The organism is Pseudarthrobacter sp. W1I19 (assembly GCF_030817835.1).
GTDB lineage: Bacteria > Actinomycetota > Actinomycetes > Actinomycetales > Micrococcaceae > Arthrobacter.
In genome coordinates this window covers 56,967-82,315 of the sequence record NZ_JAUSZR010000001.1, presented here as the reverse complement: position 1 = coordinate 82,315, position 25,349 = coordinate 56,967, and the positions used below count along the sequence as shown (strand labels likewise).

Annotated in this window: 19 protein-coding genes and 1 pseudogene; 14 read left to right on the top strand and 6 right to left on the bottom strand. The window is 63.8% G+C overall.

Annotated features, from left to right (window positions below; translation table 11 throughout):
- Window positions 1–69: 69 nt before the first annotated feature.
- On the top strand, window positions 70–942 hold the full coding sequence (locus tag QF038_RS00345; protein ID WP_307607625.1) for an aldo/keto reductase: 873 nt from the start codon (window positions 70–72) through the stop codon (window positions 940–942).
- A gap of 156 nt (window positions 943–1,098) precedes the next feature.
- On the opposite strand, the gene QF038_RS00340 is transcribed toward QF038_RS00345, so the two are convergent.
- Window positions 1,099–3,432, bottom strand: a complete 2,334-nt coding sequence (locus QF038_RS00340) for a chromosome segregation ATPase (RefSeq protein WP_307607623.1) — start codon at window positions 3,430–3,432, stop codon at window positions 1,099–1,101.
- A gap of 326 nt (window positions 3,433–3,758) precedes the next feature.
- On the opposite strand from QF038_RS00340, the gene QF038_RS00335 reads away from it, so the two are divergent.
- The 6 genes from QF038_RS00335 (at window position 3,759) to QF038_RS00310 (ending at window position 11,610) form a co-directional block, all read left to right on the top strand.
- Complete coding sequence (locus tag QF038_RS00335) at window positions 3,759–4,742, top strand: ABC transporter substrate-binding protein (RefSeq protein WP_307607621.1); 984 nt, start codon at window positions 3,759–3,761, stop codon at window positions 4,740–4,742.
- 128 nt (window positions 4,743–4,870) lie between these two features.
- Window positions 4,871–5,914 carry an LLM class flavin-dependent oxidoreductase gene (locus QF038_RS00330; RefSeq protein ID WP_307607619.1) on the top strand — a complete coding sequence of 348 codons (1,044 nt, stop codon included), beginning with the start codon at window positions 4,871–4,873 and terminating at the stop codon, window positions 5,912–5,914.
- 72 nt (window positions 5,915–5,986) lie between these two features.
- The gene (locus tag QF038_RS00325) at window positions 5,987–6,622 is read left to right on the top strand and encodes a TetR/AcrR family transcriptional regulator (protein WP_307607617.1); all 636 of its coding nucleotides are present in this window, start codon (window positions 5,987–5,989) and stop codon (window positions 6,620–6,622) included.
- 99 nt (window positions 6,623–6,721) lie between these two features.
- Entirely contained in the window at window positions 6,722–8,239 is a 1,518-nt protein-coding gene (locus QF038_RS00320; protein WP_307607615.1) for an aldehyde dehydrogenase family protein, read from the top strand.
- Complete coding sequence (locus tag QF038_RS00315; RefSeq protein ID WP_307607611.1) at window positions 8,240–9,898, top strand: GMC family oxidoreductase; 1,659 nt, start codon at window positions 8,240–8,242, stop codon at window positions 9,896–9,898.
- A gap of 89 nt (window positions 9,899–9,987) precedes the next feature.
- On the top strand, window positions 9,988–11,610 hold the full coding sequence (locus QF038_RS00310) for an APC family permease (RefSeq protein WP_307607608.1): 1,623 nt from the start codon (window positions 9,988–9,990) through the stop codon (window positions 11,608–11,610).
- Between the two features lie 116 nt (window positions 11,611–11,726).
- Here the strand turns inward: QF038_RS00310 and QF038_RS00305 are convergent, their stop codons facing one another.
- Window positions 11,727–12,854 (bottom strand): LacI family DNA-binding transcriptional regulator, encoded by a 1,128-nt coding sequence (locus QF038_RS00305; protein WP_307607606.1) that lies wholly within the window; start codon window positions 12,852–12,854, stop codon window positions 11,727–11,729.
- Between the two features lie 195 nt (window positions 12,855–13,049).
- Here QF038_RS00305 and QF038_RS00300 point away from each other — a divergent pair, with 195 nt between their 5' ends.
- From QF038_RS00300 to QF038_RS00280, 5 genes are all read left to right on the top strand, one after another.
- Window positions 13,050–13,883, top strand: coding sequence for an ABC transporter substrate-binding protein (locus QF038_RS00300; RefSeq protein WP_307613363.1), 834 nt, complete (start codon window positions 13,050–13,052; stop codon window positions 13,881–13,883).
- Between the two features lie 104 nt (window positions 13,884–13,987).
- Window positions 13,988–14,776, top strand: a complete 789-nt coding sequence (locus tag QF038_RS00295) for an amino acid ABC transporter permease (RefSeq protein ID WP_307607604.1) — start codon at window positions 13,988–13,990, stop codon at window positions 14,774–14,776.
- Window positions 14,773–15,555, top strand: a complete 783-nt coding sequence (locus QF038_RS00290; protein ID WP_307607602.1) for an amino acid ABC transporter ATP-binding protein — start codon at window positions 14,773–14,775, stop codon at window positions 15,553–15,555. Before QF038_RS00295 ends, QF038_RS00290 begins: the two co-directional genes overlap by 4 nt.
- The gene (locus QF038_RS00285) at window positions 15,555–16,598 is read left to right on the top strand and encodes a Gfo/Idh/MocA family oxidoreductase (protein WP_307607599.1); all 1,044 of its coding nucleotides are present in this window, start codon (window positions 15,555–15,557) and stop codon (window positions 16,596–16,598) included. The genes QF038_RS00290 and QF038_RS00285 overlap by 1 nt, the downstream gene beginning before the upstream one ends.
- A gap of 81 nt (window positions 16,599–16,679) precedes the next feature.
- Complete coding sequence (locus tag QF038_RS00280; protein ID WP_307607597.1) at window positions 16,680–17,861, top strand: FAD-binding oxidoreductase; 1,182 nt, start codon at window positions 16,680–16,682, stop codon at window positions 17,859–17,861.
- Between the two features lie 84 nt (window positions 17,862–17,945).
- Here the strand turns inward: QF038_RS00280 and QF038_RS00275 are convergent, their stop codons facing one another.
- Window positions 17,946–19,037, bottom strand: a complete 1,092-nt coding sequence (locus QF038_RS00275) for a LacI family DNA-binding transcriptional regulator (RefSeq protein WP_307607595.1) — start codon at window positions 19,035–19,037, stop codon at window positions 17,946–17,948.
- Between the two features lie 127 nt (window positions 19,038–19,164).
- The gene (locus QF038_RS00270) at window positions 19,165–19,989 is read right to left on the bottom strand and encodes a PfkB family carbohydrate kinase (RefSeq protein WP_307607593.1); all 825 of its coding nucleotides are present in this window, start codon (window positions 19,987–19,989) and stop codon (window positions 19,165–19,167) included.
- Window positions 19,990–20,267: 278 nt separating this feature from the next.
- Here QF038_RS00270 and QF038_RS00265 point away from each other — a divergent pair.
- Both QF038_RS00265 and QF038_RS00260 read left to right on the top strand, forming a co-directional pair.
- Window positions 20,268–21,136, top strand: a pseudogene (locus QF038_RS00265) (ABC transporter substrate-binding protein).
- Window positions 21,137–21,209: 73 nt separating this feature from the next.
- Window positions 21,210–22,226 (top strand): SIS domain-containing protein, encoded by a 1,017-nt coding sequence (locus tag QF038_RS00260; protein WP_307607591.1) that lies wholly within the window; start codon window positions 21,210–21,212, stop codon window positions 22,224–22,226.
- 765 nt (window positions 22,227–22,991) lie between these two features.
- Here QF038_RS00260 and QF038_RS00255 read toward each other — a convergent pair.
- Window positions 22,992–24,644, bottom strand: a complete 1,653-nt coding sequence (locus tag QF038_RS00255) for an amidohydrolase (protein WP_307607589.1) — start codon at window positions 24,642–24,644, stop codon at window positions 22,992–22,994.
- 49 nt (window positions 24,645–24,693) lie between these two features.
- Window positions 24,694–25,308, bottom strand: coding sequence for a TetR/AcrR family transcriptional regulator (locus QF038_RS00250; protein ID WP_307607587.1), 615 nt, complete (start codon window positions 25,306–25,308; stop codon window positions 24,694–24,696).
- Window positions 25,309–25,349 lie beyond the last annotated feature (41 nt).

The window sequence follows — 25,349 nt, the reverse complement described above, 5'->3', positions numbered from 1 at the left end:
CGACGGCGGATGCCGGCTTATTTCTGTGACTTGCGGAATACTCAGCAGGCTGAGGAGGTTGCCGCCCCTATGAGCCTTGAGACAACGCACCAGCTGGAATTGTCCGCAACGATTGACCTGAAGGACCTCGGAACCGTGCACCGGCTCGGTTTTGGTGCCATGCGCATCGTGGGCGACGGCATCTGGGGTGAGCCCGCCGACCGCCAGGCCGCCGTGGACGTGGTCCGCCGCGCCGTGGACCTTGGCGTTGATTTCATCGACACCGCAGATTCCTACGGCCCGAACATCAGCGAGGAGATCCTCGCCGAAGCGCTATACCCGTACAAGGACGGGCTGAAGATTGCCACGAAGGTGGGCTTCACGCGGACCGGTCCCGGCAAGTGGATCCCCGTTGGCCGGCCGGAATACCTCCGCCAGCAGACCGAACTGAGCCTGCGCAAGCTCAAGGTGGACAGCCTGGACCTGCTGCAGTTGCACAGGATCGATCCCAAGGTGGACGCCGAGGAGCAGTTTGGTGTGCTCCGCGAGCTCCAGGACGAGGGCAAGGTCCGGGCGCTGGGCCTCTCGCAGGTGAGCGTTGCGGAACTGGAAGCTGCCGGGAAGCACTTCACCGTTTCCACCGTGCAGAACCGCTACAACCTGACGGACCGGAGCTCGGAGGACGTGCTGCGGTACTCGGAGGAGAACGGGATCGGTTTCATTCCGTGGGCGCCAATCTCGGCCGGTGAGCTGGCGCAGCCCGGCGGGCCTCTGGACGAGGCGGCCAAGCGCCTCGGCGCCACCACCTCGCAGGTTGCGCTGGCCTGGCTGCTGCGCCGGTCCCCGGTGATGATGCCCATCCCCGGCACCGGTTCGGTGAAGCACCTCGAGGAGAATATGGCCGCTGCAGGCGTCACGCTCGACGACGATACGTACGCTGAGCTGGAAGCCGCCGGCGAGTAGCGGCAGGGTCCAGCCAGAACCCGCAGTCCAGTAAGGACGTGGCCAAGGAGGTCATCAAGGCGCTGGGCTAGTTCTGCTCTGTTCGCAAGGAAGTGGCCCGGTCTGTTGACCGGGCCACTTCCCTTGGCGCACGCCGTTGGGCACCGCCTTATGAGATCAGGCGCAGCCGCCGTTAGCAATGGTCGGATCGATGGCCGTGATCTGGTCCTGCACCTTTGCCAGCTGAAGCTGGAGGTTGCCCACCACGGTCCTCTGCGCCTCCACGGCGTCCTTTTTAACGCCCTTCTGGGTTTGCACCTCCCGGAGCTTTGTCTGGGCTGCCGTGAGCTGTCCGTCGAGGGTTGTCAGCTGCGACTGCAAGGACGAGAGGTTTGCCTCCGCGGCGCTGATTTCTCCGTTGAGCTTGTCGAGCAGGGCCAGCAGCGGCTTCACTTGGTCCTGCAAACCGAGGATCTCGGTTTCTTTCGTCGCAATCTGACCGTTCAGCGCCGTGAGTTCCGCTATAAGGCTGTCGCCAATCTTGTTGAGCGAGCCGATCTCAGTTGTCTTGTCGGCAACTGCTTTGTTGGCATCGTCGACTGCCTTCTGGAGGGCCGGGAGCTGCTCCTGCAGACCTGCCAGATCAGTCTTCTTGGCGTCCACTGCCGCGGCTGCATCTTCCTGCACCTTTTGCGCTTCAGCCAACGTAGACCGGAGACCCTCCAGGACCGCTCGCTGTTTGGCGATGTTTGCCTGGGCTTCGGTGACGTTCCCCGCCAGTGCCGGCAGTGCCGCTTCCAGATCTGCCACCACCTTCTCCTGGGCAGTTACATCGTCAGCCGCCGCCGTGGCCGCCTCCTGCAGCGCCGGCAACCCGTTCTCGAGGGTGGTCAGCTCCGCTTGCTTGGCAACAACTGCACCGTTCGCCAGATTGAGTGCATCCTGCAGCCCAGGGACCTGCGACTTAAGCGCCGCAATCTCAGCTTCCTTGGCAGCGACCCCGGCGTTTGCCGCCGTCAGCACGTCCTGGAGGGGCTTTGCCTTCAATTGCAGGCCGCTGCTTTCCTGCTGCTTGGCCAACAACTGGCTGTTCAAGGAGTTGACCTGGGTCTGCAGTGTGGTCAGCTCTCCCTTAAGTCCGGAGATCTGGTTGTTCTTACTCGTGATGTCGGTATTGACCTTGGCCAATTGCCCCTCCTTGAGGAGCAACTGGTCCTGGAGATCTTTTTTGGTCTTGCCATTGTTGTTGATTGCTGCGATCTGAGCGTTCAGTAATGCAATGTCTGCTTCCAGAGTCGTTTTTTGTGTCTGCAGCGCAGTGAGCTCCCCTTGGGCTTTGGTGATCTCAGTCTGTTTGGCAGTTATTTGCCCGTTGACGGTGCTGATTTGTCCCTGGAGTGCCGTTATCTCGGTCGTGACCGAGATAATGCTGGCGTTGTTGTCATTGACTTCCTTGGCTGCTGCAGCGGCGGCTGCCTGAAGTTTGGCAAGATCTGTCTGGGCTGTGGCAATAGCAGCGTTCTTGGCGTCGAGGGCGGCTTTCGCATCGGCGGCGGCCCTCTGCAAAGATGCAAGCTCACCCTGCGCGGCGGCGATCTCGCCTGTCTTATCAGCGACCGCCTCGCTTGCGGCAGCCTCAACCCTTTGGGCTTCCGCCAAAGTGTTCTCCGCGGCAGCGATCTTTTCCCTCTGGGCTTCCAACGCATCACCCGCGTCAATGCCAGCGGCCTCGAGGACCGCCAAATCCTGCAGGGCCTGACTTACGTCCTGGTCCGCGGCCCGGACAGCGGCAGCTGCCTGCTCTGCTTTTGTGGTCAATGATTCCAGCTCTCGCTGGGCAACCTGAATCTCCTCATTCTTGGCGGCAAGATCTCCAGCAGCCTTTTGAGCTGCCTGCTCCAGCGAGTCCAGCTGGGCCTGGGCAGCGGTGAGGGCCTCGGTGTTCGCGGCCTGAACAGCGGCCAACTCGTCAGCTTGGCTTTGAAGGCCGGCCTTTGCCGCTTCGGCAGCCGCGAGCTTTTCCTGCAGGGGTCCCAACTCGTCCACGGCGTCGGACTTCTGCCCCTGGAGCTTGCCCAGCTCAGCCGTGGTGGCGTCGAAAGCAGCCTGCTGCGTGGCCTGTTGCTTCTCAAGTTCGGCGACCTGAGCAGAAAGGACGGATTCCTGATCGGTCAATGCTTTGTCCTGCGCCTCAATGTCCGCAATGGCCTTGTTGGTGTCGGCGATCGCGGTAGTCAGTGAATTTGCTGTTAACTGCAAAGCCTCCCGCTCTGCCGTCAGCTTGGCGATGGCGTCGGCGTTCCTTTTCGCCGCGTTCTTCAGGAGGTTTTCCTGGATAGCCCCGCGGTGTGCCAACTGGTTCACCACACCGCTGCAGACAGAAGAATTCGACGTTGTTCCTGCTGCAACCGCCGGCTGGACCAGCACAAGGCTGGTGGTGAGGAGTCCGGGCAGCACAACAGCTGCGGCGAGACGGCGGGAAAGGACAGACTTTGATGCTGCTGTGCGCATGTGAACTCCTGTTGAGACCAATAAGCGGCCCGCCCGGGCCGCTGCCTGGACCCACCGTAGGCCGCGCTGCCCGCCCGGCACACGCGTAATCGCACACCTGTCTTTTCCGCTTAAGTACTCGTTTTCTGAAGCACTCGGCGATGGGCACTACTTGGTTCTCCCCCGAGTATCCGCTTCCGAATCTGACCGCCGCGGTCCTCCGGTGACCTGCCGTTACTCCCCGTATCTCCGGGTTTCAGCGCCTTTGATTCGGCGGCTCACGCTGCCGGATAGTTGCTGCAACGAGCAAATCCGTTGCATCCGCTACCACCTTCCAAGGAGGAATAATGCCCATTCTCAAGGCGAATTCGGCTGCTGCCGTGGCCCTCACCATCACCGCGCTGCTGGGGCTGGCAGCCTGCGCTGATCCGGGCGCGACGGCGGCGACAGCACCGACGTCGGGATCCTCCACCACCGCGGCAGGCAAGACGTTTAACCTCTCCCCGCAGCAGGACCGCTTCGAGGTCTCCGTTGACTCCGAGGCCGCCAAGCTGGTCCCCGAAGCTATCAAAGCCGATGGCAAACTCACCGTGGTGAGCACCGGCGGCACGGCCCCGCTCAGCACCTTTGCCACGGACAACAAGACCCTCATCGGCAGCGAGGTGGACATCGCCTACGCGGTGGGCGAGACGCTGGGCCTGGACGTGGAGGTCCTTCCCGTGGCCTGGGCTGACTGGCCGCTGGGCATCGAGTCCGCCAAGTACGAGGCCGTGCTGTCCAACGTGACCGTCACCGAAGCCCGAAAGGAGAAGTTCGACTTCGCCACCTACCGGAACGACCTGCTGGGCTTCTACGCAAAGAGTGATTCGGACATCGGTGAGATCAAGGAGGCCAAGGATGTTGCGGGCAAGCGCGTCATTGTTGGCTCCGGCACCAACCAGGAAGCCATCCTGGTGCGCTGGGACGAGGAGAACAAGAAGAACGGCTTGAAGCCGGTTGAGTTCCAGTATTACGACGACGACTCCGCCTCCACGCTGGCCCTGCAGTCCGGCCGTGCGGACCTGACGTTCGGACCCAATGCCGGTTCTGCCTACAAGGCCGCGCTGGATGGCAAGAGCAAGCAGGTGGGCACCCTCAACGGTGGCTGGCCGCTGACCGCGCAAATCGCCTTCACCACCAAGAAGGACAACGGCCTGGCCGTCGCCGCCCGGGCAGCGCTGAACGAACTGATTGCAAACGGCACATACGCCAAGATCCTGGACCGCTGGGGCCTGTCATCCGAGGCCGTCCAGAAGTCCGAGCTGAACCCGGCAGGCCTGCCCAACAAGTAAGCGGACCTGCCGACGAATGGATCCCCGCCTTGCCCTGACAACGAGGCGGGGATTCTTCTGGTTGCCAACGCCCCCAGGTCCTGGCACATATTCTGGGTAGCATCCCAGCCCGATCATGGAGGAAGCCCATGCCCCACCCCGCACGCCCCTTGCACAAGCTTGGGTTCCTTACGATCGGCCTGTTCGATCCGGCGGAACCTGGACCGGGCCACCAATCGACATTGGAGATCATCGAACTTGGCGAGCGGCTCGGATTCGACAGTGCCTGGCTGCGCCACCGCCACCTGCAGTTCGGCATCTCCTCACCCATCGCGGTGATGGCTGCAGCCAGCCAGCGCACCTCCCGGATCGAACTTGGCACAGCCGTGACACCGCTGGGCTGGGAAAACCCGTTGCGCCTGGCCGAGGACCTGGCCACCGTGGACCTGCTCGCCGGGGGACGGATCAATCCTGGGCTGAGCGTGGGGGAACCGATGCACTACGACACGGTGAAGCACGAGCTGTACCCGGATTCCTCCGACGTGGAGGACTTCAGCTACGCCAGGATGGATCGGCTGGCCCGTTTGATTGCAGGGGAGGCGGTGCGGGACTTTTCCGGCAAGCAAGGTGTGGTCGAGGAATTTTCTATCCGCGTGGAGCCGCACTCTCCCGGGCTGCGGGACCGGCTTTGGTACGGGGCGGGCAGCACGAAGTCGGCCGTCTGGGCCGGTGCAAACGGTTTCAACCTGCTCTCCAGCAGCGTGGTCTTCCCCGAAGCGGACCAGGAGCCGGACTTTGCCCTCGTCCAGCAATCGCAGATCCGTGCCTTCCGGGAGGCAGCCAAGGCACAAGGACAGGGGCCGGCCCGCGTGTCGCAGGGCCTGGTGGTGATCCCCACGGATTCGGCGTCGGCGGCCCAGCGGGAGAAGTACCAGCGCTACGTTGATGAACGCACTCCCCGCACCCGGGCGCCGCAGGGGCCAAAGGGCATGCTCTTCGCCCCGGATCTCATCGGCACCAGTGACGAAATCGCAGACCAGCTGTACGCGCACGCGGGATTCCAGGAAGTCGACGAGGTGGCGTTTGCCCTGCCCTTCAGCTTCGACCACGAAGATTACGTCCAGATCCTGACCGACATTGCGGGCAGCCTGGGGCCGGCTCTGGGGTGGACACCGGCTGAGGGCCCGCAGTAGGCGGCGGGCCCGGACGGGCACCTGCTTGCGCCGGAAGTGCATTCGTGGCGGGTTTGGCAATAGTGTGGCGGGGTGGGGACAAACACCGTCAATGGCGAACAGATCGACAGGCAGACACGCATTCTCGAAGCGGCGCTCGATCTGCTCTCCCGCCACGGTATTTCCGGCGTGAGCATGCGTGCGGTAGCGCGGGAAGCGGGCGTCGCCCTGGGCCTGGTGAACTACTACTACGACGATAAGACAAGCCTGATCCGCGCAGCCCTTCGCCGGGTGGACGAGCACGACCTGCTGCTGGTTGCACCCGACCCGTCGTCAGCCCCGGACGAACAGCTGCGCAAGGCGTTGTGGCGGGTTGCGGCCGCTGACCTGCTGACCACCCGCTACCTGTCCCTGCGCCTGCACCTGTGGGCCCTCGCGCAGGCAGACGAGGACTACGCACAGATCAACGCTGCGGCCTTCGACCGCTACATCGATGGACTCGCGGCACTGGTTTCGAACGCCCAGCCCCGGATGTCCTGGGACGAATGCAGGGCACGGGCAGCGGACATTGTGGTGATACAAAACGGAATGTGGCTGACCTCGCTTCTTGGTGTGGACAAGGAGTCCATCAAGCGAAGCATCAGCCGTACAGAAGAGATCGCCTTCGCCCCGCCGCAGGCGCAGGATACAGCCGACACCAAGAGCTCAACCTCGCTTCAGGAGAACTAAAACCGGGCGCTTCCCGATGCTGCTGCCGCCTCAGTAACATTGAACGCCTGTTCAAAAAAACTATTGAACAGGCGTTCAATGTCGGCTACTGTCCTGCATATGACTTACGCCACACCGTCTCCGGACGTGACAGCAGCCACCCTCTTCATCAACGGCTCGTGGGAGCCGGCAGCGTCGGGCGCCGTGCGCCACATCCACAACCCAGCCGACGGCGAGCTGGCCGCCACTGTCTCAGAGGCCGGCCGGGAAGATGCCGAGCGGGCCATTGCCGCCGCGCGTGCTGCCTTCGACTCAGGTATCTGGTCCAGTGTCCCGGCTCCCGAGCGGGGCACCTTCCTGCTCAAGGTCGCCGCCGAGCTGCGCGAACGCCGGGAAAAGTTCGCCCGCGCCGAGTCCCTGGACACCGGCAAGCGGATCGTCGAGAGCCGCATCGATATGGACGACATCGCCGCCTGCTTCGAGTACTTCGGCAGGCTCGCGGGGCAGCAGTCGGGCCGTGTGGTGGATGCCGGGGACCCCGCCGTTGCCAGCAAAATCGTCTATGAACCGGTAGGCGTCTGCGGCCTGATCACTCCGTGGAACTATCCCCTGCTGCAGGCCGCGTGGAAGATCGCGCCCGCGCTGGCCGCCGGCTGCACCTTTGTCCTCAAGCCCTCCGAACTGACCCCCTCCACCGCCATCCTGGCCATGCAGCTGCTGCAGGACCTCGGCCTGCCGGACGGCGTGGCCAACCTGGTGACCGGACCCGGCGCTGAAGCGGGCGCACCGCTCTCGGAACATCCCGCCGTCGACCTCGTCTCCTTCACCGGCGGCCTCGAGACCGGCAAGCGCATCGCCGCTGCCGCAGCCGGAACCGTGAAGAAGGTGGCGCTGGAGCTTGGCGGCAAGAACCCCAACGTGGTGTTCGCCGACGCGGACTTTGATGCCGCCGTCGACAACGCCCTGAACGGGGCCTTCGTCCACTCCGGGCAAGTTTGCTCGGCCGGGGCGCGGCTGCTGGTGGAGGAATCCATCGCCGAACGGTTTGTCGACGAGCTGGTCCGCCGGGCACAGGGAATCCGGCTGGGCGGCCCGTTCGACGAAGCGGCCGAAACCGGGCCGCTGATCTCCGCCGCCCACCGCGACAAAGTCCACACCTACGTCCAGCGCGGCATCGAGGAGGGTGCGCGGCTGCGGTGCGGCGGTGCGGCGCCTCAGGGAGAAAAGTTCGACGGCGGCTTCTACTACCAGCCCACGGTCCTGGACCGTGTCCAAAAGGGTATGTCCGTGGTCATCGATGAGGCGTTCGGCCCCGTCGTTACCGTCGAAACCTTCCGTACCGAGGACGAGGCCGTCGCCACCGCCAACGACACCATCTACGGACTGGCCGGCGCGGTATGGACCCAGGACGCCGGCAAGGCGCAGCACGTGGCAGGCCGGCTCCGGCACGGCACTATCTGGATCAACGACTACCACCCCTACCTCCCGCAGGCCGAGTGGGGCGGCTTCGGCCAGTCCGGCGTCGGCCGCGAACTCGGCCCCACCGGCTTCGCGGAGTACCAGGAAGCCAAGCACATCTACCAGAACACCAGCCCCCAGGTGACCGGCTGGTTCGCTGACCACGGCAAGGAGAACTAGATGCACTTCGACAACATCGAGGACCTCAGCGAACGCGGGTTCGACTACGTCGTCATCGGCGGCGGATCCGCCGGCGCGGCCGTGGCAGCACGGCTGAGCGAGGATCCGGAGGTGACGGTGGCCCTGGTGGAGGCCGGCCCGGATGACCGCAACATCCCGGAAATCCTGCAGCTGGACCGCTGGATGGAGCTGCTCGAATCCGGCTACGACTGGGACTACCCGGTGGAACCGCAGGAGAACGGCAACTCCTTTATGCGCCACGCCCGGGCCAAAGTCATGGGCGGCTGCTCCAGCCACAACTCCTGCATCGCCTTCTGGGCCCCGCGGGAAGACCTGGACGAGTGGGAATCCAAGTACGGCGCAGCCGGCTGGAACGCCGACGCCGCCTGGCCGCTGTACAAGCGGCTGGAAACCAACGAGGACGCCGGCCCGGACGCACCCCACCACGGGGACTCAGGCCCCGTGCACCTGATGAACGTTCCCCCGGCCGATCCTGCCGGCGTCGCGCTTTTGGATGCCTGCGAGCAGGCCGGAATCCCGCGCGCGAAGTTCAACACCGGAACCACGGTGGTCAACGGCGCCAACTTCTTCCAGATCAACCGCCAGGCGGACGGCACCCGCGCCTCAAGCTCGGTGTCCTACATCCACCCGATTATCGACCGGGAAAACTTCACCCTGCTGACCGGCCTCCGCGCCCGCCAGCTGGTGTTCGACGCCGACAAGCGCTGCACCGGCGTGGACGTGGTGGACTCGGCCTTCGGACGGACCCACCGGCTCACTGCGCACCGCGAGGTCATCCTGTCCACCGGCGCCATCGACTCCCCCAAGCTGCTGATGCTCTCCGGCATCGGCCCTGCCGCCCACCTCGCCCGGCACGGGATCGAGGTCCTGGTGGACTCCCCCGGCGTGGGCGAGCACCTGCAGGACCATCCGGAAGGCGTGGTGCAGTTCGAGGCAAAACAGCCGATGGTGCAGGCCTCCACCCAGTGGTGGGAGATCGGCATCTTCACCCCCACCGAGGACGGCCTGGACCGTCCCGACCTGATGATGCACTACGGCTCGGTCCCGTTCGACATGAACACCCTGCGGCACGGCTACCCCACCACGGAGAATGGCTTCAGCCTCACCCCGAACGTCACGCACGCCCGCTCCCGCGGCACCGTCCGGCTGCGCAGCCGCGATTTCCGGGACAAGCCGATGGTTGACCCGCGCTACTTCACCGATCCGGAAGGGCACGATATGCGGGTGATGGTTGCCGGCATCCGCAAGGCCCGCGAAATCGCCGCCCAGCCGGCGATGGCCGAATGGACCGGGCGCGAACTGTCTCCCGGCGTCGAGGCGCAGACCGACGAGGAACTGCGGGACTACATCCGCAAGACCCACAACACGGTGTACCACCCGGTGGGCACCGTGCGGATGGGGCCGGTGGACGACGACATGTCGCCGCTGGATCCCGAGCTGCGGGTCAAGGGCGTCACGGGGCTGCGCGTCGCCGATGCCTCGGTCATGCCCGAACACGTTACCGTCAATCCCAACATCACCGTCATGATGATCGGCGAGCGCTGTGCTGATTTGGTCCGGGCGGACCTGATCCGCACCGGCCGGTCCGGCGAAACCATGGTCATCGAAGAAATGGAGCTCACCGCGTCCCTCGCCTGAGCGGCGGGATCCGGCGGCAAGGCATACTTTCGCATGCGCCACGGCCGGCCGGTCATCACTATCGTGCTTTTCTGATTTAGGAGTCCCACATGGCGGAACCCAGCAAGAGTATTGATTCAAGCGGCATGGACGAGTTTGGTTATACACAGACCCTGGACCGGAGCATCGGCAAATTCGCCAGCTTCGCGGCAGGGGTCAGCTACATCTCCATCCTCACCGGTGTTTTTCAGCTGTTCTACTTTGGTTTTTCCATGGCCGGCCCCGCGTACGCGTGGTCCTGGCCCCTCGTGTTCGCCGGCCAGCTGATGGTGGCCTTATGTTTTGCCGAACTGGCAGGCCGCTACCCCGTGGCCGGATCGGTGTACAACTGGGCCAAGCGGCTTGCGTCCGGGACCTCGTCCTGGCTGGCCGGCTGGCTGCTGCTGTTGTCTTCCATCATGGCGCTGGGGTCCGTGGCGCTTGCCCTGCAGATCACGCTGCCGCAGCTGTGGTCCGGCTTCCAGTTTGTTGGTGACGGTACCGGCCCCTACGACTTCGCCATGAACGGGGTGGTGCTGGCCACCATCATGATCACCATCTCAACCCTGATCAACGCGTTCGGCGTGAAACTCATGACCAGGATCAACAGCATCGGCGTCTTCGTGGAGCTGGTGGCCGCGGTCCTGCTGATCCTCGCACTGGCCTGGCACGTGGTGCGGGGGCCGGAGGTCTTTTTTGAGACCGCCGGCTTCGGCGAAGGCCACGATCTTGGCTTCTTCGGCGTCTTCCTGATCGGCGCCATGGCGTCCGGTTATGTGATGTACGGCTTTGACACCGCAAGCTCCCTGGGCGAGGAGACCAAGGATCCCAAGCGCACCGCCCCCAAGGCCATCATCCGTGCCGTCACGGCGTCCTTCGTGCTCGGTGGCCTCATCCTGCTCTTCGGCATCCTTGCGGCACCGGACCTTGCCGATCCCAAGGTGGGAGCTGCCGACGGCGGCCTGCAGCACATTGTGCTCTCCGTCCTGGGCGGGCCTTTCGGCAAGGCCTTCCTGGCGTGCATTGTTGTGGCCGTGGTGGTCTGCACCCTCGCCGTCCACGCCGCCGCGATCCGCATGATGTTCGCCATGGCCCGGGACAACAACCTCCCGTTCAGCCGGCAGCTCAGCAAAGTGGACCCGGTCCGCAGGACCCCCACCATCGCCGCCATCGTGATCGGTGTGATCGCCGTCATCCCGCTGCTGGTCAATGTCATGCAGCCGGCCATTTTCACCATCCTGTCCAGCATCAGCATCGTCCTGATCTACCTTTCCTACCTGCTGGTCACCGTCCCGATGCTCCGCAAACGGCTGCAGAAGAAGTGGCCGCTCGCGGACGACGGCTCCGAGCCCGGCTTCAGCATGGGCAAGTGGGGGCTGCCGGTGAACATCGTCGCTGTCCTGTGGGGCGGCGCCATGACCCTGAACCTGGTGTGGCCCCGGCCGGAAATCTACAACTCCGTGCCGCCGTTCGAGTGGTATCTGCAGTGGGGCGGCGTGATCTTCGTGGCCGCCGTCACCGGCGGCGGGGCCCTGCTCTACCGGCTGAAGATCCGCCATAAGACCGGGGTGCTGGCCGAGCATGCGGCGGCTGTGGCTGCCCATCCGGCCTCGGGGCCTGAGCGGCGCGAAGCTGGCGCTGAGTCCCAGGCGGCTTCCGCTGAGTCCCAGGCGGTGGACGCCACGGTGGCTTAGAGGGCCACTGCACCCAGTCAGTCACCTCACGGTCATCAACGAAGGGTCGACGGCGGCACTCACCTGAGTGCCGCCGTCGACCCTTTTGCAATGCCTGCCGGGTGGACCGGAAGGGTTCACGTGAGTTCTGTCGCGCTTGCCGCGAAGACGCCGTCCCCGGCAACCGGCGCAGTCACCATTGTCGGCGGCGGCCCCACAGAGCCTCGCTTGATAAGTCGCGCTTCAAGGTTAGGGGCGGCCTCGTACGCCTTGCTTCCATTAATCTGCCTGATCAAAGCTGTGGCGGCTGCGACGCCCATGTCATAGACGGGCTGGGCGATGACCGTCAGGGGTGGCGTAGTGAGGCGTGTCCAGGCGAAGTCGTCGTACATGAGAAACGAGACGTCCCCGGGGATCGAGAGTTGCAGATCCTGTATTGCCCCTAGAGCGCTGAGGGCGATCAGTCCATCTGATGCAACGATGACTGTTGCAGGATCTGCCAGGAGGAGGAGTTCACGGGTGGCATCGCGGATGGAGTCAGCACCGCCTGCATTGAGGCGTATCAAGTCGTAGGGAAATGGAAGTTTTCTCTCCGCAAATGCCCGCCGCATGCCCTCCAGGCGCTCCGAAATTTGGGACGAATCCAGCTGGGTCCCTTCAATGAACGGCGAGTCGCTTTTCAAGGTGGAGATGAAGGCAATTCTGTGGTGGCCGGAGTCCAGCAGGTACTTCGTGGCATCGTAGGAGATGCCCGCCATGTCGACGGCGATGACTTCCGCCGGGAGTCCGCTGGCTGTCCGGTCAAGCAGGACCAGCGGGCGGCCTGACTCGTAAACACGCTGTAAATGTTCTGTTTGGGTGGATGACGCAGGAGCCACTATGAGGCCGTCCACCCGCTTGTCGAGCAGAACGTGGACGGCGTCCACTTCCGCGGCCCGTTCCTCGTCGGTGTTGGTGAGGATGACGTTGTAGCCGCTCTTTTTTGCGGTATCCGTGATCCCCCTGGTGGCCAAGCCAAAGTGGGGGTTTTCGATGTCGCCAACCACCACACCTATGGTGTGCGATTTTCCTGTGTTCATGCTTCGGGCCAGCTCATTGGGGCGGTAGGAAAGTTCCTCGGCGGCAGCCAGGACACGCTCCCGAACATCCTCGCTCACCGCACCGTAATTGCCGAGCGCCCGCGCGGCCTGGGCCTTGGAAACGTTGGCGGCCCGGGCCACGTCCGCGACCGTGACGTCTCGACGTCTGGAAGTGTTGCTGCTCATTTCTGCCTTCTAAGAGAGACCTTGACGGTCGATGTGGCTTGAGTTACATTTTTACCAACCCCGATGTGAGTCCGGTCTCAACCTTACGGACTGAGACCGGACTCAGCAAGCATTTTTCACAAAGGCCGAATAGCGGCCCCGCTTCCCAAGATTGGAAAAACCTTGAGCACACGATTCAGCTTCCGCCCCGCGGCAATGGTCGCGGCCGCCGTCGCAGCCCTCCTGGCGCTGTCCGGCTGCGGAGGATCAACTCCCGCCCAGTCCTCCGCTGATAACCCGTACGCGCTGATCCAGCCGGGCACCGTCCGGGTTGCCAGCCTGGGTGATTCGAAGCCCTACACCTTCACCGATGCCCAGGGAAACTTCACGGGCTTCGATGTTGAGCTTTTCAAGGACGTCGCCAAGCGGGCAGGAGTGGACAACGTCGTCTTCACCGGCCAGGACTTCTCCGCGATCCTGCCCGCCGTGGCCAACGGACAGTTCGACGTCGGCGTTGCCGCGATCGGCATCACCGACAAGCGCAAGGAAACCGTGGACTTCTCCAACGGCTACCTCGCCGGCTACCTCACGGTCCTGACCACCAAGGATTCCGGCATCAAGGACGTGGAAGGCCTGTCCGGAAAGCGCCTCGGCGTGGTGCAGGGCACCCTTCAGGAAGCCTACGCAGTCAAGAACTTCCCCACCGCCAGCCTGGTCCGGTTCCCGGACAACAACTCAGCCATCGCAGCGGTCAACAGCGGCTCAGCTGACGCCCACTTCCTCGACTACGAGGCGGCCAAGGATTACATCGAGCAGCACGGCCTGGTCAGTGTTGCCGACATCCCCTCCTTCGACGCACCCGCAGGTTTCGCCATCGCCAAGGACAAGACAGCCCTCAAAGAGGCACTGAACAAGGGCCTGGCCGAAGCCATGGAAGACGGCACCTGGAAGACCCTGTACCAGAAGTGGTTCCCGGGCTCCCCGATGCCCGAGCAGTACCTGCCCAAAGCCGAGCAGACCGCAACAGCGGCCCCGACCGCAGCCAAGTAAAACCTGACCAAACACGGCCGGAAATCACCCGGCTGCACCAACCGGGCGGACCGCCGTTCGCGGTCCGCCCGGGATTCATAAGCTAACTACGTCTGAGAGCAACCATGGACTGGTTCAACACCATCATCCGCACGTTTTTCGACTTCAAGGCCATGGCCGAAGTCTTCCCGCAACTCCTCGGAGTGGGGCTGCTGAACACGCTGATCATTTCCATCGCGGCAACCATCCTGGGTGTTTTCCTGGGCATGGTGATCGCCGTGATGGGCATCTCGCCGTCCCGGTGGCTGCGTGTCCCGGCCCGTATCTATACCGACCTGTTCCGCGGCCTGCCCGCAATCCTGACTATCCTGCTGATTGGCCAGGGCTTCGCCCGGCTGAGCCAGTCAGTGTTCGGCCCCTCGCCGTACCCGCTGGGCATCATCGCCTTGAGCCTGATCGCCAGCGCCTACATCGGCGAGATCTTCCGGGCCGGTATCCAGAGCGTGGACAAGGGCCAGGGCGAGGCCTGCCGCGCCCTGGGCATGAGCTACGCCAAGTCCATGGCCCTGGTGGTCATTCCGCAAGGCATCCGCCGGGTACTGCCCGCGCTGGTGAACCAGTTCATCGCCATCGTGAAAGACTCCTCCCTCGTCTACTTCCTGGGCCTGCTGGTGAGCGAGCGCGAACTCTTCCGCGTAGGCCAGGACGCCGCCGTACTCTCGGGCAACCTCTCCCCGCTGGTGATGGCAGGCCTCTTCTACCTCGTCATCACCGTGCCGCTGACCCACCTGGTCAACTATTTCGATAACAGGTTCCGCACCGGCCGTCGCCGCCCCGCAGCGCCGACAAGCGGACTGAAGGAAGTCAAAGAACTCGATGCGGCCTCGCCGCTGATTACCGGGAGCAACACATGAGCCTCGCCAGCAACACCTCACGCAACAACACCGCCCCAGACATTGAGACCTTCCACGGCTCCAGCCTGGTGCTGAAGAACCTCACCATGGCGTACGGGGACATCGAGGTCCTGCGCAACGTCAACCTCACCGTCAAGCCGGGAACCACCACCTGCATCATCGGACCCTCCGGTTCAGGCAAGTCCACCCTTCTCCGCGGCGTCAACCGCCTGCATGAACCTAAAAGCGGTGACGTGCTCCTGGCCGGTGAAAGCGCCCTGAAGGTCAACCCGGACATCCTCCGCGCCCGCATCGGCATGGTGTTCCAGCACTTCAACCTCTTCCCGGACCACACAGCACTGGAAAACGTCGCCCTGGCCCTGTGGAGCGTCAAGAAGATGTCCAAGGCAGAGGCCCGCGAACGCGCACGCCGCCGCCTGGCCGAAGTCGGACTCGCTGAGCGCGCGGACCACCGCCCGCGGGACCTGTCCGGCGGGCAGCAACAGCGCGTCGCCATCGCCCGCGCCCTGGCCATGGAACCCGAAGTCATGCTGTTCGATGAAGCCACCAGCGCCCTGGACCCGGAACTGGTCAAGGGTGTCCTGAACCTCATGGCAGGGCTCGGACGCCGCGGAATGACCATGCTCGTGGTCACCCACGAAATGGGCTTCGCACGCAAGGTCGCGGACCAGGTCGTTTTTATGGACGAAGGCGAAGTCGTCGAAGCCGGCACCCCCGGCGAGCTCTTCGATAACCCCAAGAGCGAGCGCCTCCAGCGCTTCCTCTCGGAAGTCCTGTGATGCGCCAGGTGACAACCACGCCCATCCGTACGGCCGTCGTCGGGTTCGGGGTCTCGGGCAAAGTCTTCCACGCGCCGCTGATCGCAGCTGATCCTGACTACTCGCTGGACATCATCGTCACGGCTGATCCAGCCCGCGCGGCCGTTGCTTCCAGGCTCTATCCCCAGGCCCGGATTGTTCCAACGCCGGAGGCCATGTTCGCCCATGCCGGCGACCTCGACCTGGTAATCCTCGGAACACCCCCGCTCACCCATTTCGACCTTGCCTCCACGGCCATGGCGCACGGGCTCCATGTGGTGGTGGACAAGCCCTTCGTCACTGCCTCAGGCCACGGGGAGGAACTCGTGGCCGCCGCTGCCGATGCCGGCGTGCAGCTCACGGTCTTCCAGAACCGCCGGTGGGACGCGGACTTCCTGACGCTCCAAAGGCTGCTGGCCGAAGGCGCGCTGGGCGAAGTCCGCAGCTTCGAGTCCCGCTTCGAATGGTGGCGGCCCGAGGGCTTCGGCAACTGGCGGGACACCGCTTCTCTCGGGGAAGGCGGGGGAATCCTCCACGATCTCGGTGCGCACCTGATCGACCAGGCAGTCCAACTGTTCGGGCCGGTCCAGGAAAGCTCTGGGGAGACGGCGAACCACGGACCGCACCCGGACGGGGCGGACACCGAAGCCTTCGTGTCACTGCTCCATGAATCCGGCGTCCGGTCCAGGCTGTGGATGAACGGGATGGCTCCGCAGGTGGGCCCGCGCTTCCACGTCCTGGGCTCCCGGGCCGGCTACACCAAGTGGGGCCTGGACCACCAGGAACCTGCCCTCGCGGCGGGCATGTCCCCGCTGGATTCCTCGTACGGCGTGGAGCCCCAGGACGCTTGGGGGGTCCTGGGCATCGACGGTGCCACCACGCGCATCCGGCCAGAAACCGGGGCCTACCCCCGGTTCTATGCAGAGCTGGCTGCCGCTCTTCGCGGCGAGGGTGCCCTGCCCGTGGATCCAGCCGAGTCCCTTGAAGTCCTTCGGATCATCGAAAAAGTCCACGCCTTCGCCTAAGGCAGGCCCGAGCAGCACAGGCGCAGGCTGTTCCAATCCTGGCCGCACTATCGTCCTTCAAACACCCAGAAAGGGAGAACCATGTCCTCCGAAACCCCAGCAAAACGTGTTGCCGTCATCGGTGGCGGCATCCTCGGCGCATCAACCTGCATGCACCTCGCGCGGGGTGGCGCCCAAGTGACGCTTGTAACCGCCGGGCCCCTCGCGAGCGGGGCCTCAAGCCGCTCCATCGCGTGGCTGAACTCCTCCGGTGCCCGGTCCGCCGACTACCACTACCTGCGGATGCTTGCCATCGACAGGTACCGCACCTGGACTGCGCACCACCCCGAGAGCCGGGACTACATCAGGTTCGATGGCGCCATGAAGTGGGCCGGACCGAATGAGACATTCCGCGAGACCTTCGCCTTCGAGCGTTCAACGGGGTACGACTCCGTCTGGATCAACCGCGACGACGTGTCCCGGATCGCACCCGACGTGAACGTCGAGGCGGTGGCTGAGGAAGGTGCCATTTACAACGCGGGAGAAGGCTGGGTGAATATGCCCGACTTCATCCCCGCGCTGGTCGCCGAGGCAGTGGCCAACGGTGCCGAGGCCATCGAGAACGCCGGCGACGTGCGGGTGGACGTGCAGGACGGCGTCGCGTCCGGCGTCATACTCGGCGACGGGACCAGGCTGGCAGCAGACCAGGTAGTGCTGGCAACCGGCGGCGACGTTCCTGCCCAACTCGCGGCCTTGGGCGTGACGGTCCCGGATGCCACCCCTGCCGCCTTCGTGCTGTTCACCGATCCGATCAACTTCGAAGTAAAGACCGTGCTGAATACTCCGCGTGTCGCGGTGCGGCCCACCCCTGACGGCCGCCTGGTGCTCGACGCCGATTGGGCCGAACAGTCGATCGTTGTTGAGGACGACGGTTCCCTCACGGTTCCTGAAGCGTCCGTGCAGGGCTTGCTCGACGAAGCATCGAAAGTCCTTGCCGGGAACCCCCGGCTGACTGCGCAGAAAGTAGGAGCAGGGCTGAAACCCATTCCGGGCGACGGCGAACCCGTAGTAGGTCCGGTGCCGGCAATTTCGGGACTGCACACGGTGTTCACTCACTCGGGCGCAACGCTCGGGCTGATTCTTGGCGAACTCCTCGCAGAGGAAATCCTCACCGGAACCCCGTCTCCGGTGCTGAAGTCCTTCCGCCTGGACCGGTTCGACGCCGGCACCACGGCGCCGGAAGCACTGGGCACGGGCGCCTGGGCTCCTGTGCCGCAGAAGTAAATAGCGGACTGCGGAACGGGGAGTGTTGAAGGCCTGGGCCTTCACCACTCCCCGTTGCGGCTTAAGTCCGGAGTACTACTCTCCTTAACGTGCGGGCGGTCCCACTGAGTTCCGGATATTGAGCCGCGCTTCCAAGACATTGTGCTTAGGCATTGATGTCTCGCCGGCGATCCTGGACAGCAGGAGTTCTGCCGCCATGGAGCCGATCCGGTGCACCGGCTGGTGCACTGACGTTATTGCCGGTTGCATGAAAGTCATCCAGTCGAGGTCATCGAAGCAGACCACCGAAAGCTGGTCTGGAACACTGATTTTGAGGTCGGCGATGGCCTGCATAAGCCCTTGGGACATGGTGCCATCGGCCGCGAAGACAGCAGTAGGCGCGGCGTCGGATTCAAGGAGCTCAACGGCTTCGTGCCGGGCTGCCTCGGAGGAGTAGGCGCCGGCGCGGCGGATCAGTTGGGTCTGCACGGGGACGCCGGCGTCACGGTGGGCGTCGAGGTATCCGAGCAGCCGCTGCCAGCTTGGATACAGCGTTTCCCCGGTTAGGGGCGAAACGGCTGCTTGGGCTACGAAGTCCGCGAGGCTGCCATTGTCGATTTGTTCAAGTTCAGCGATGATTCCTACCCGTTTGTGGCCCGCTGTGAGCAGGTGGGCCACCGCTTCGCGGGCTGCACCGCGGTTGTCTACTGTCACGGAGTCTGCTGCCAGGTCGTAGGCTGCCCGGTCTATCTGGACTGCCGGGCACCCGCCGGCAATGAGATTGCGGAGATGCTCGGATCCATGGACGTCGCAGGGAGTGATGATGAGCCCGTCGACGCGTTTTTCAAGGAGCAGTTGGACGGCTTCCTTTTCGCGGTCGAGGTTCTCATCACTGTTGGTGAGGATGACGCCGAATCCACGCGACCGTGCCACGTCACCGATCCCGCGCAGGACCCGGGCGTAAAAGGCGTTGTCGATATCGGCGGCGACGACGCCGATGGTCTGGCTGCGGCCGGTGACGAGGCTGCGGGCGAGCATGTTGGGCTTGTAGCCCAGTTTCCGGGCTGCAGCCTGGACCCGCGCTGCCACCTCATCGCTCGCGTATCCGTAACCGCCAAGGGCCCTCCCGGCCGTAGCCGTGCTGACACCCGCTTCAGCTGCAACCTGGGTGATGGTGATCCTGGGAGGTGGCGCCATGAGGGGTCTTTCCGTCGTCAAAAGGGTATGGGGGGCGGCATGCGCAGCCGAAAGCCTGCGGGTCAGTAGCTTACCTTCACAATTCGCCGCGTCCCTCCACAAGGCAACCTTGCGATTCTTTACTCCCCTACCCTGCCGGCAGGGGCACGGCGGTCAGTGATTCGCCCTGTCCGAAGGCTCCGAGCCTGCTGCAGGTGAGGGCGGAAGCTTCTGATGCCATGGTTAAGGCCTCGCGTGGATTTGTGGCTTTGAGGAGCTCCGTCAAAACCGTGGCGATGAACGTATCACCGGCCCCCAGGGTGTCCACCACAGTCGTGTTTGCCGCCGGGGCCTCGCAGGTGTGTTCCCGGCCCGCAAGGACGGCGCCCTCTGCTCCCCGCGTTACCAGGGCCCAGGTGGCACCGAGGGCAGTGGCCTGCCTCGCAAGATCGAGAGCCTCAGGCCTGGTCAGGTCTCCTCCCGAGAAGGACGCCAGATAACAGTGCGGTGCCACCGCAGAAAGCAGGGCAGCGTCCCTGTTGGTGGAGAAGTCGAAAGACAGGCGGGAAACAGATGCGAGTTCCGGTGCCAAATCTTCCAGGAGGCTGGAGACGCTGAGGTGGACAGCGTGAAAGCCGGACGACGGCGAGAGGAACCCGCCGTCGTATTCAGCCTGGGAGACTCCGAGCCCCACTTCGCGGAACACCCGGTCGCCGTCGTTCCTTTCAATCACGCAGTATGCGGTGCTGCCGGGCCGGACCTGCAGAAAGTCCGTGGACACCCCCTCCCGGGCCAGGGAGCTTTGGATAAAAGCTCCCGCCGGATCTGTCCCGACCGTGCCGGCATAGGCTGTCCGTGCTCCCGCACGCCGTGCGTGTACAGCCACATTCAGTGCGTTGCCGCCTGGAAAAACCTGCCCCTCATCCAAGTAGCAGTCAACAACGTTATCCCTCGCTGTCAGGATCGAAACCATCTTGCCTCCCAAGTAATCTCGCCTCAGGTTATGAGAGCGTTCGCAGAAAGTCCAGTCGTGGCTACCGTGGAGTTGCCCATACAGATGCCTGCGAGGCTCCTTTTCCCCTATAGCTTCGGCGATTTCGTGTCTCAACGACACCTGGCGCCACCCTCTTGACGGACGGGAATTTGAGAATGTAGTTTTGGCAATACCTGAAAACGCTCTCACAACAGCTCAGCAATCAGTCCTCGAGTTCAGCTTGTGACAGCCACCTCTCCCGGAGATCGGAAAAACCTATGCGCACTCGTTCCCAGAAGTTCCGCCGCGGCCTGGCGATGGCCATGGCCGCGGTAGCTGCCAGCCTTGCCACCGCATGCGGGGGCAGCCCCGCTTCAACCCCCTCCGCTGATAACCCTTACGCATTGATCCAGCCGGACACTGTCCGGGTTGCCAGCGTCGGCGACCTGAAGCCCTATGCCTTCGCGGATGCACAAGGCAACTACACCGGTTTCGATGTTGAGCTTTTCAAGGACGTTGCCAAGCGGGCAGGAGTGGACAACGTCGTCTTCACCGGCCAGGACTTCTCCGCGATCCTGCCCGCCGTGGCCAACGGACAGTTCGACGTCGGCGTCGCCGCGATCGGCATCACCGACAAGCGCAAGGAAACCGTGGACTTCTCCAACGGCTACCTCGCCGGCTACCTCACGGTCCTGACCACCAAGGATTCCGGCATCAAGGACGTAGAAGGCCTGTCCGGAAAGCGCCTCGGCGTGGTGCAGGGCACCCTTCAGGAAGCCTACGCAGTCAAGAACTTCCCCACCGCCAGCCTGGACCGGTTCCCGGACAACAACTCAGCCATCGCAGCGGTCAACAGCGGCTCAGCAGACGCCCACTTCCTCACTACGAGACCGCCCAGGACTACACCGAGCAGCACGGCCTGGTCAGTGTTGCCGACATCCCCTCCTTCGACGCACCCGCAGGTTTCGCCATCGCCAAGGACAAGACAGCCCTCAAAGAAGCACTGAACGACGCCCTGGCCGAAGCCATGGAAGACGGCACCTGGAAGACCCTGTACCAGAAGTGGTTCCCGGGCTCCCCGATGCCCGAGCAGTACCTGCCCAAAGCCGAGCAGACCGCAACAGCGGCCCCGACCGCAGCCAAGTAAAACCTGACCAAACACGGCCGGAAACCAGCCGGCCGCACCAACCGGGGACGTCCCCGAAAGCAGAGGAACAACAATGACCGACGGAACCTTCATCGGAGTACAACCTGTCAAGGAAATCCCAGGCGACATCCGCGGCTCACAGGAGCATGCCCTCACCCTCTGGCCTGACATCAGGTCCTACATATCGGGCCTGCCGGAACTCAAAAGGGTCTACCTCGTGGGTGCCGGAGGCTCACTCTCCGGCCTGCACGCCGCGCAGTACTTCCTCGACCGGCGGGCAACAACGCCCGTGACCTCTGTTAACTCGGACGAGTTTTACTACCGCGCATCGCCCGGAGTAGGGCCAGGCGCTCTGGTTATCTCCCTCTCAGCCGCCGGCATGACCCCCGAAACAGCAAGGGCAGCCTCCTGGGCACAGGAGCGGGGGGCAGCCGTAGTGGCAGTGACACTGAACCCTGAAGGAACCCTTGCAAAAGCAGTCACCAGGGCCTTGATCGCCAAAACCGGGGACGGGAACCAGATCCTCCTGCAACTGCTCGCCTTGGCCATACTGGAACGCGAAGGCCAAAACGTGTCCGCAGAGCTCTCGGCCCTCGCTGCACTGCCGGCAGCCACCGAGGCCGCGGTTCGCGGATTCGAGCCCTACGCCGCCAAGATCGCCGGCAACATGAAGGACGTACCCGTGACGTACCTCATCGCTTCAGGATCACTGCAGGGCATGGGCAGCACATTCACCAGCTGCTTCCTCCAGGAGATGCAGTGGATGCACGCGGCAACCATCAATGCGAACGAGTTTTTCCAAGGCCCGTTCGAAGTGTTCGACAAGGACACCAAAAGCATCCTTTACCTGACCGAAGATGAAACCCGCCCGATGGCCGAACGCGCGGAACGTTTTCTCGAGGAGTACGGCGGGGAAACCTTCCGGGTGGACAGCAGGGAGCTCGAGCTTCCCGGCATTCCCCAGGAAATGCGCGCCTTCGTCGCACCCCTTGTCTTCTACACCATCGCGTTCCGGCTCGCCGCCCACTATGAGGCGGTACGGGGTTACTCGCTGGAAGGACGACGCTACATGTGGCAGTTCCCGTACTAGCAGAACGCATCCGACGGCGGGAGGGGCCTCAAGCGCTCCTCCCGCCGTCGGTCTTCAGAAAGCTAGCCAGGACCCAGTCTCGTGGCCGGGCATCAAGCATAGTTAGTCCGTTTCAGGCCCTTCGCAAAAATGGCAGCCATCGTCGCAGGCGTCCACCGGAATCACAACTCCTGCGAATTTGGCCAAATGCGCACTGATGCCTCGGGTCCCAGCCAACCCTCCGCCTTACCCTCCCCGGCAGAATCTTCATTTCCTTGGTACATGCCCCAAGGATCCACGGCGCAGGGAGCGAGGACTCTTGAGCCCACAGGAGGCCTTGGCATGAACAAAGCTTCTCCGGCTAACATGCGAGACGCCAGGCCTGTCGCTGGACGGTGTGCCCACTAGGGATGTTCGGAGACACGCAAACAGTGAAAGACCAGTAGTCGTGTTGCGTAACAAGCACTCCGCCCCCGCGGTTGAGGCAGGCATTCGAAGCAATTGCCACTGCCGCGCCAAGGTCCTCCTGAAGCGTGGAGGCATCGTCGGCGTCTACTTCGAGCGTCGTTTCTGACTTCTGAATCAAGGTCATGATTAGTACCCCTGTCGATGATTACGCTGTACCGCTTCATCGCGTCCCGTGTGGCGATGGTCACGGTTAACTATAGACTTGTTGTATACGAAGCGTCTACAGCAGGACCCGGGGGAATGAGTATCTTTTCACGGCCGTAGTCTCGGGCTTGGGCCTAAGCAGCCTGCGCGTATAAGTCTGTTCGATCGAGCGGTTCAGGTGCTCGGACCGGCGGCCGCTGCAGCTGTTCGGTGATCGGCGACGATCTCCCCGTCCACCATGGTGAGGAGGATAGGAGCCAGCGCGAACTCGTCGGGGGCCGTGGTCAGCGGATCCAGGCCAAATACTGTCAGATCAGCCCGCGCGCCGACGACTAAGGTGCCTCCCTTTTCGCCAACGGATTCCCAGTATTGGGCGGTATAACCCTCCAAGGCTGCGCGCGCGGAAAGTGCCTGCCGGGGTTGTACCGGTTTTATGTCGGGCCTGCCGGCTGGTCGGCGTGTTTGGGCAGCGGCGATGATACCGCGCGGGTCGAAGGGGGCGATGGGCCAGTCTGAGCCGAGGGCAACGACCGCTCCGGCATCCCGAAGGTCGCGGGTGCGCCAGGCGTGGTTTGCGCGTTCGGTGCCGAGGCGGCGTGACCAGTTGTCGGCGTGGTCGGCGCGGCTGTACAGGGCACAGTGGGTTGGCTGAAGGCTGGTGGTGGCGCCAGCGTCAATGATCTGGGTCAGCACTTGGTCGGGGATGGATTCGATGTGCTCAATGCGGTGCACTGTCCCGTTCCGGGGAAGCGCGGCGATGGTCTGGGCAATGAATGAGACGGCCTTGTCCCCGATGGCGTGGGTGGCGGTGGGGATCCCGTTCTCGTGGAAAAACCTCATGGCCGCCGCGAGCTCGGCAGGCTGGGGCCACAACGGGTGCCGGGATTCTCCGTGAGAGTCCGGGTCGAACAGCCAGGCGGTGCCGTTGTCGATCGTGCCGTCCATCATGAGTTTGATGCCACGCACGTGCCAGCGTCGTCCGTGGCGGCCCTGCATGGCCAGAAGTGCATTCAGGTCCTCCTGATTGGCTCCGGGCATGACCCACGGCGAGATCCTGAGGCGAATGGCCAGGTCTCCCCGTTCCTCCAAGGCTTCCAGGACGTCGAGGGAGTCGGCATGGCCGAAGTCCAGCATCTGCCCGGCTACGAGACCGCATCCGGCCATGGCACGCAGCAGGCGGTCGAGTTCATCCACCCTCTCGTCGAAGGAAAGTGGCGGGAGCTTGGCCTGCACGAGGTCCATGGCGGCCATCTCGTACAACATGCCGTTCGGCGTTCCGTTGGCGGACAAGCCGACGAATCCGGAACTGTCCACTTCTTCCCTGCCAGTCACTCCGGCGTGGCTGAGCCCGGCGTCGGATACCAAGGCTGCGTGTCCGTCGAAAAGTGTGATGTAGACAAGTTCCCCGTCGAGGATGCCTTCGAAGATGCTGTTGCTGAACTCCGCCTCGCCGAAGATCACCGGATCCATACCCCAGGCAAATATCCAGTCGCTGCCAACATGGTGTGGTGTTGCTGCGGCATATTCAGCAAGTGCTGCCCGGACGGCGTGGAGTTCTGTGATCCCGTTCAGATCCAGGCCGCGCGCGATGCTCAGGCCGAGTATCGGGTGGATGTGGGCGTCGATCAGCCCCGGGGTGACGGTGGCGTCCCCCACATCGATCACCTGGGCGGCGCCTGCAATCCACTCCGCTGCTGCCGCCGTCGGCCCTATGGCCGCGATGCGGCTCCCTGACACGGCGATAAAGCCCGCTATCCTTTCGAGTTCCCCACCGTAAAGGATGCTCGATGAGAGGATGACGGTGTCGACTGGGTGGGCGGTGTTCAAGGCTTTACTCCTGTGGTGTTGCGGGATTCTGGCTAACACCCGGTGAATCTCAGGTGTTGTCGGTGATGGCGGCTTTCAGTCCGGCTGACAGGACGTCGGCCAGGAACGCAAAGCGGTCCGTTTGGCTGGTTGATACGGCTTGCTGGGCCGCGGACAGGTAGGGGAAATCCGTCCGCTGAGCCTCGGGGATGTTCCAGGCGGACTCCATGGTGATGGCGTCAAGGCTGGCACCGATGGCTGCGCTGTCGAGGGTTTCCAAGGTCGGGATAACGAGGTGTTCAGGCACCCCGGCACGTGTCAGGGCACCGGCAAATTTGTCGTAGAGGGACAGCGCGTCCGGGTGGGATACAGGCTGGGTGAGCAGCAGCGGCAGAAGCGCCGGTGCCAGGCTGTAGGCGCTTCTGAGCGCTTCGAAGATCTGCCGGATGAGCTCGTCCAGGTTCCCGGTGTCCGACGCCGGGACCTGGACGCGGTCGGCAAGGGATCCCCGAGCCAGTTCGATGATGTCGTCCCGGCCCGTGACGTGCTTGTAGAAGGAGGACTGCCGGACTCCGAGGCGCTCTGCCAGGCGTGGCATTGACAGGGTCGCTTCCTGTTCGAACATGGCCAGCGCTTCCCGGCCAATGGTCTTTCGTGAAAGCCTGGGGGTCCGTGGCCGTCCCATCCGGGGAGTCTTTTCGGGCGTTTGCATAGTGCAAGGCTAAT

Excerpts from the sequence above, each read along its gene's own strand:
- QF038_RS00310 (WP_307607608.1), top strand. The coding sequence starts at position 9,988 with ATGGCGGAACCCAGCAAGAGTATTGATTCAAGCGGCATGGACGAGTTT.
- QF038_RS00260 (WP_307607591.1), top strand. The coding sequence starts at position 21,210 with ATGACCGACGGAACCTTCATCGGAGTACAACCTGTCAAGGAAATCCCA.
- QF038_RS00280 (WP_307607597.1), top strand. The coding sequence starts at position 16,680 with ATGTCCTCCGAAACCCCAGCAAAACGTGTTGCCGTCATCGGTGGCGGC.
- QF038_RS00330 (WP_307607619.1), top strand. The coding sequence starts at position 4,871 with ATGCCCCACCCCGCACGCCCCTTGCACAAGCTTGGGTTCCTTACGATC.
- QF038_RS00315 (WP_307607611.1), top strand. The coding sequence starts at position 8,240 with ATGCACTTCGACAACATCGAGGACCTCAGCGAACGCGGGTTCGACTAC.
- QF038_RS00335 (WP_307607621.1), top strand. The coding sequence starts at position 3,759 with ATGCCCATTCTCAAGGCGAATTCGGCTGCTGCCGTGGCCCTCACCATC.
- QF038_RS00270 (WP_307607593.1), bottom strand. The coding sequence starts at position 19,989 with ATGGTTTCGATCCTGACAGCGAGGGATAACGTTGTTGACTGCTACTTG.
- QF038_RS00305 (WP_307607606.1), bottom strand. The coding sequence starts at position 12,854 with ATGAGCAGCAACACTTCCAGACGTCGAGACGTCACGGTCGCGGACGTG.
- QF038_RS00285 (WP_307607599.1), top strand. The coding sequence starts at position 15,555 with ATGCGCCAGGTGACAACCACGCCCATCCGTACGGCCGTCGTCGGGTTC.
- QF038_RS00320 (WP_307607615.1), top strand. The coding sequence starts at position 6,722 with ATGACTTACGCCACACCGTCTCCGGACGTGACAGCAGCCACCCTCTTC.
- QF038_RS00250 (WP_307607587.1), bottom strand. The coding sequence starts at position 25,308 with ATGGGACGGCCACGGACCCCCAGGCTTTCACGAAAGACCATTGGCCGG.
- QF038_RS00295 (WP_307607604.1), top strand. The coding sequence starts at position 13,988 with ATGGACTGGTTCAACACCATCATCCGCACGTTTTTCGACTTCAAGGCC.
- QF038_RS00345 (WP_307607625.1), top strand. The coding sequence starts at position 70 with ATGAGCCTTGAGACAACGCACCAGCTGGAATTGTCCGCAACGATTGAC.
- QF038_RS00300 (WP_307613363.1), top strand. The coding sequence starts at position 13,050 with ATGGTCGCGGCCGCCGTCGCAGCCCTCCTGGCGCTGTCCGGCTGCGGA.
- QF038_RS00340 (WP_307607623.1), bottom strand. The coding sequence starts at position 3,432 with ATGCGCACAGCAGCATCAAAGTCTGTCCTTTCCCGCCGTCTCGCCGCA.
- QF038_RS00275 (WP_307607595.1), bottom strand. The coding sequence starts at position 19,037 with ATGGCGCCACCTCCCAGGATCACCATCACCCAGGTTGCAGCTGAAGCG.
- QF038_RS00290 (WP_307607602.1), top strand. The coding sequence starts at position 14,773 with ATGAGCCTCGCCAGCAACACCTCACGCAACAACACCGCCCCAGACATT.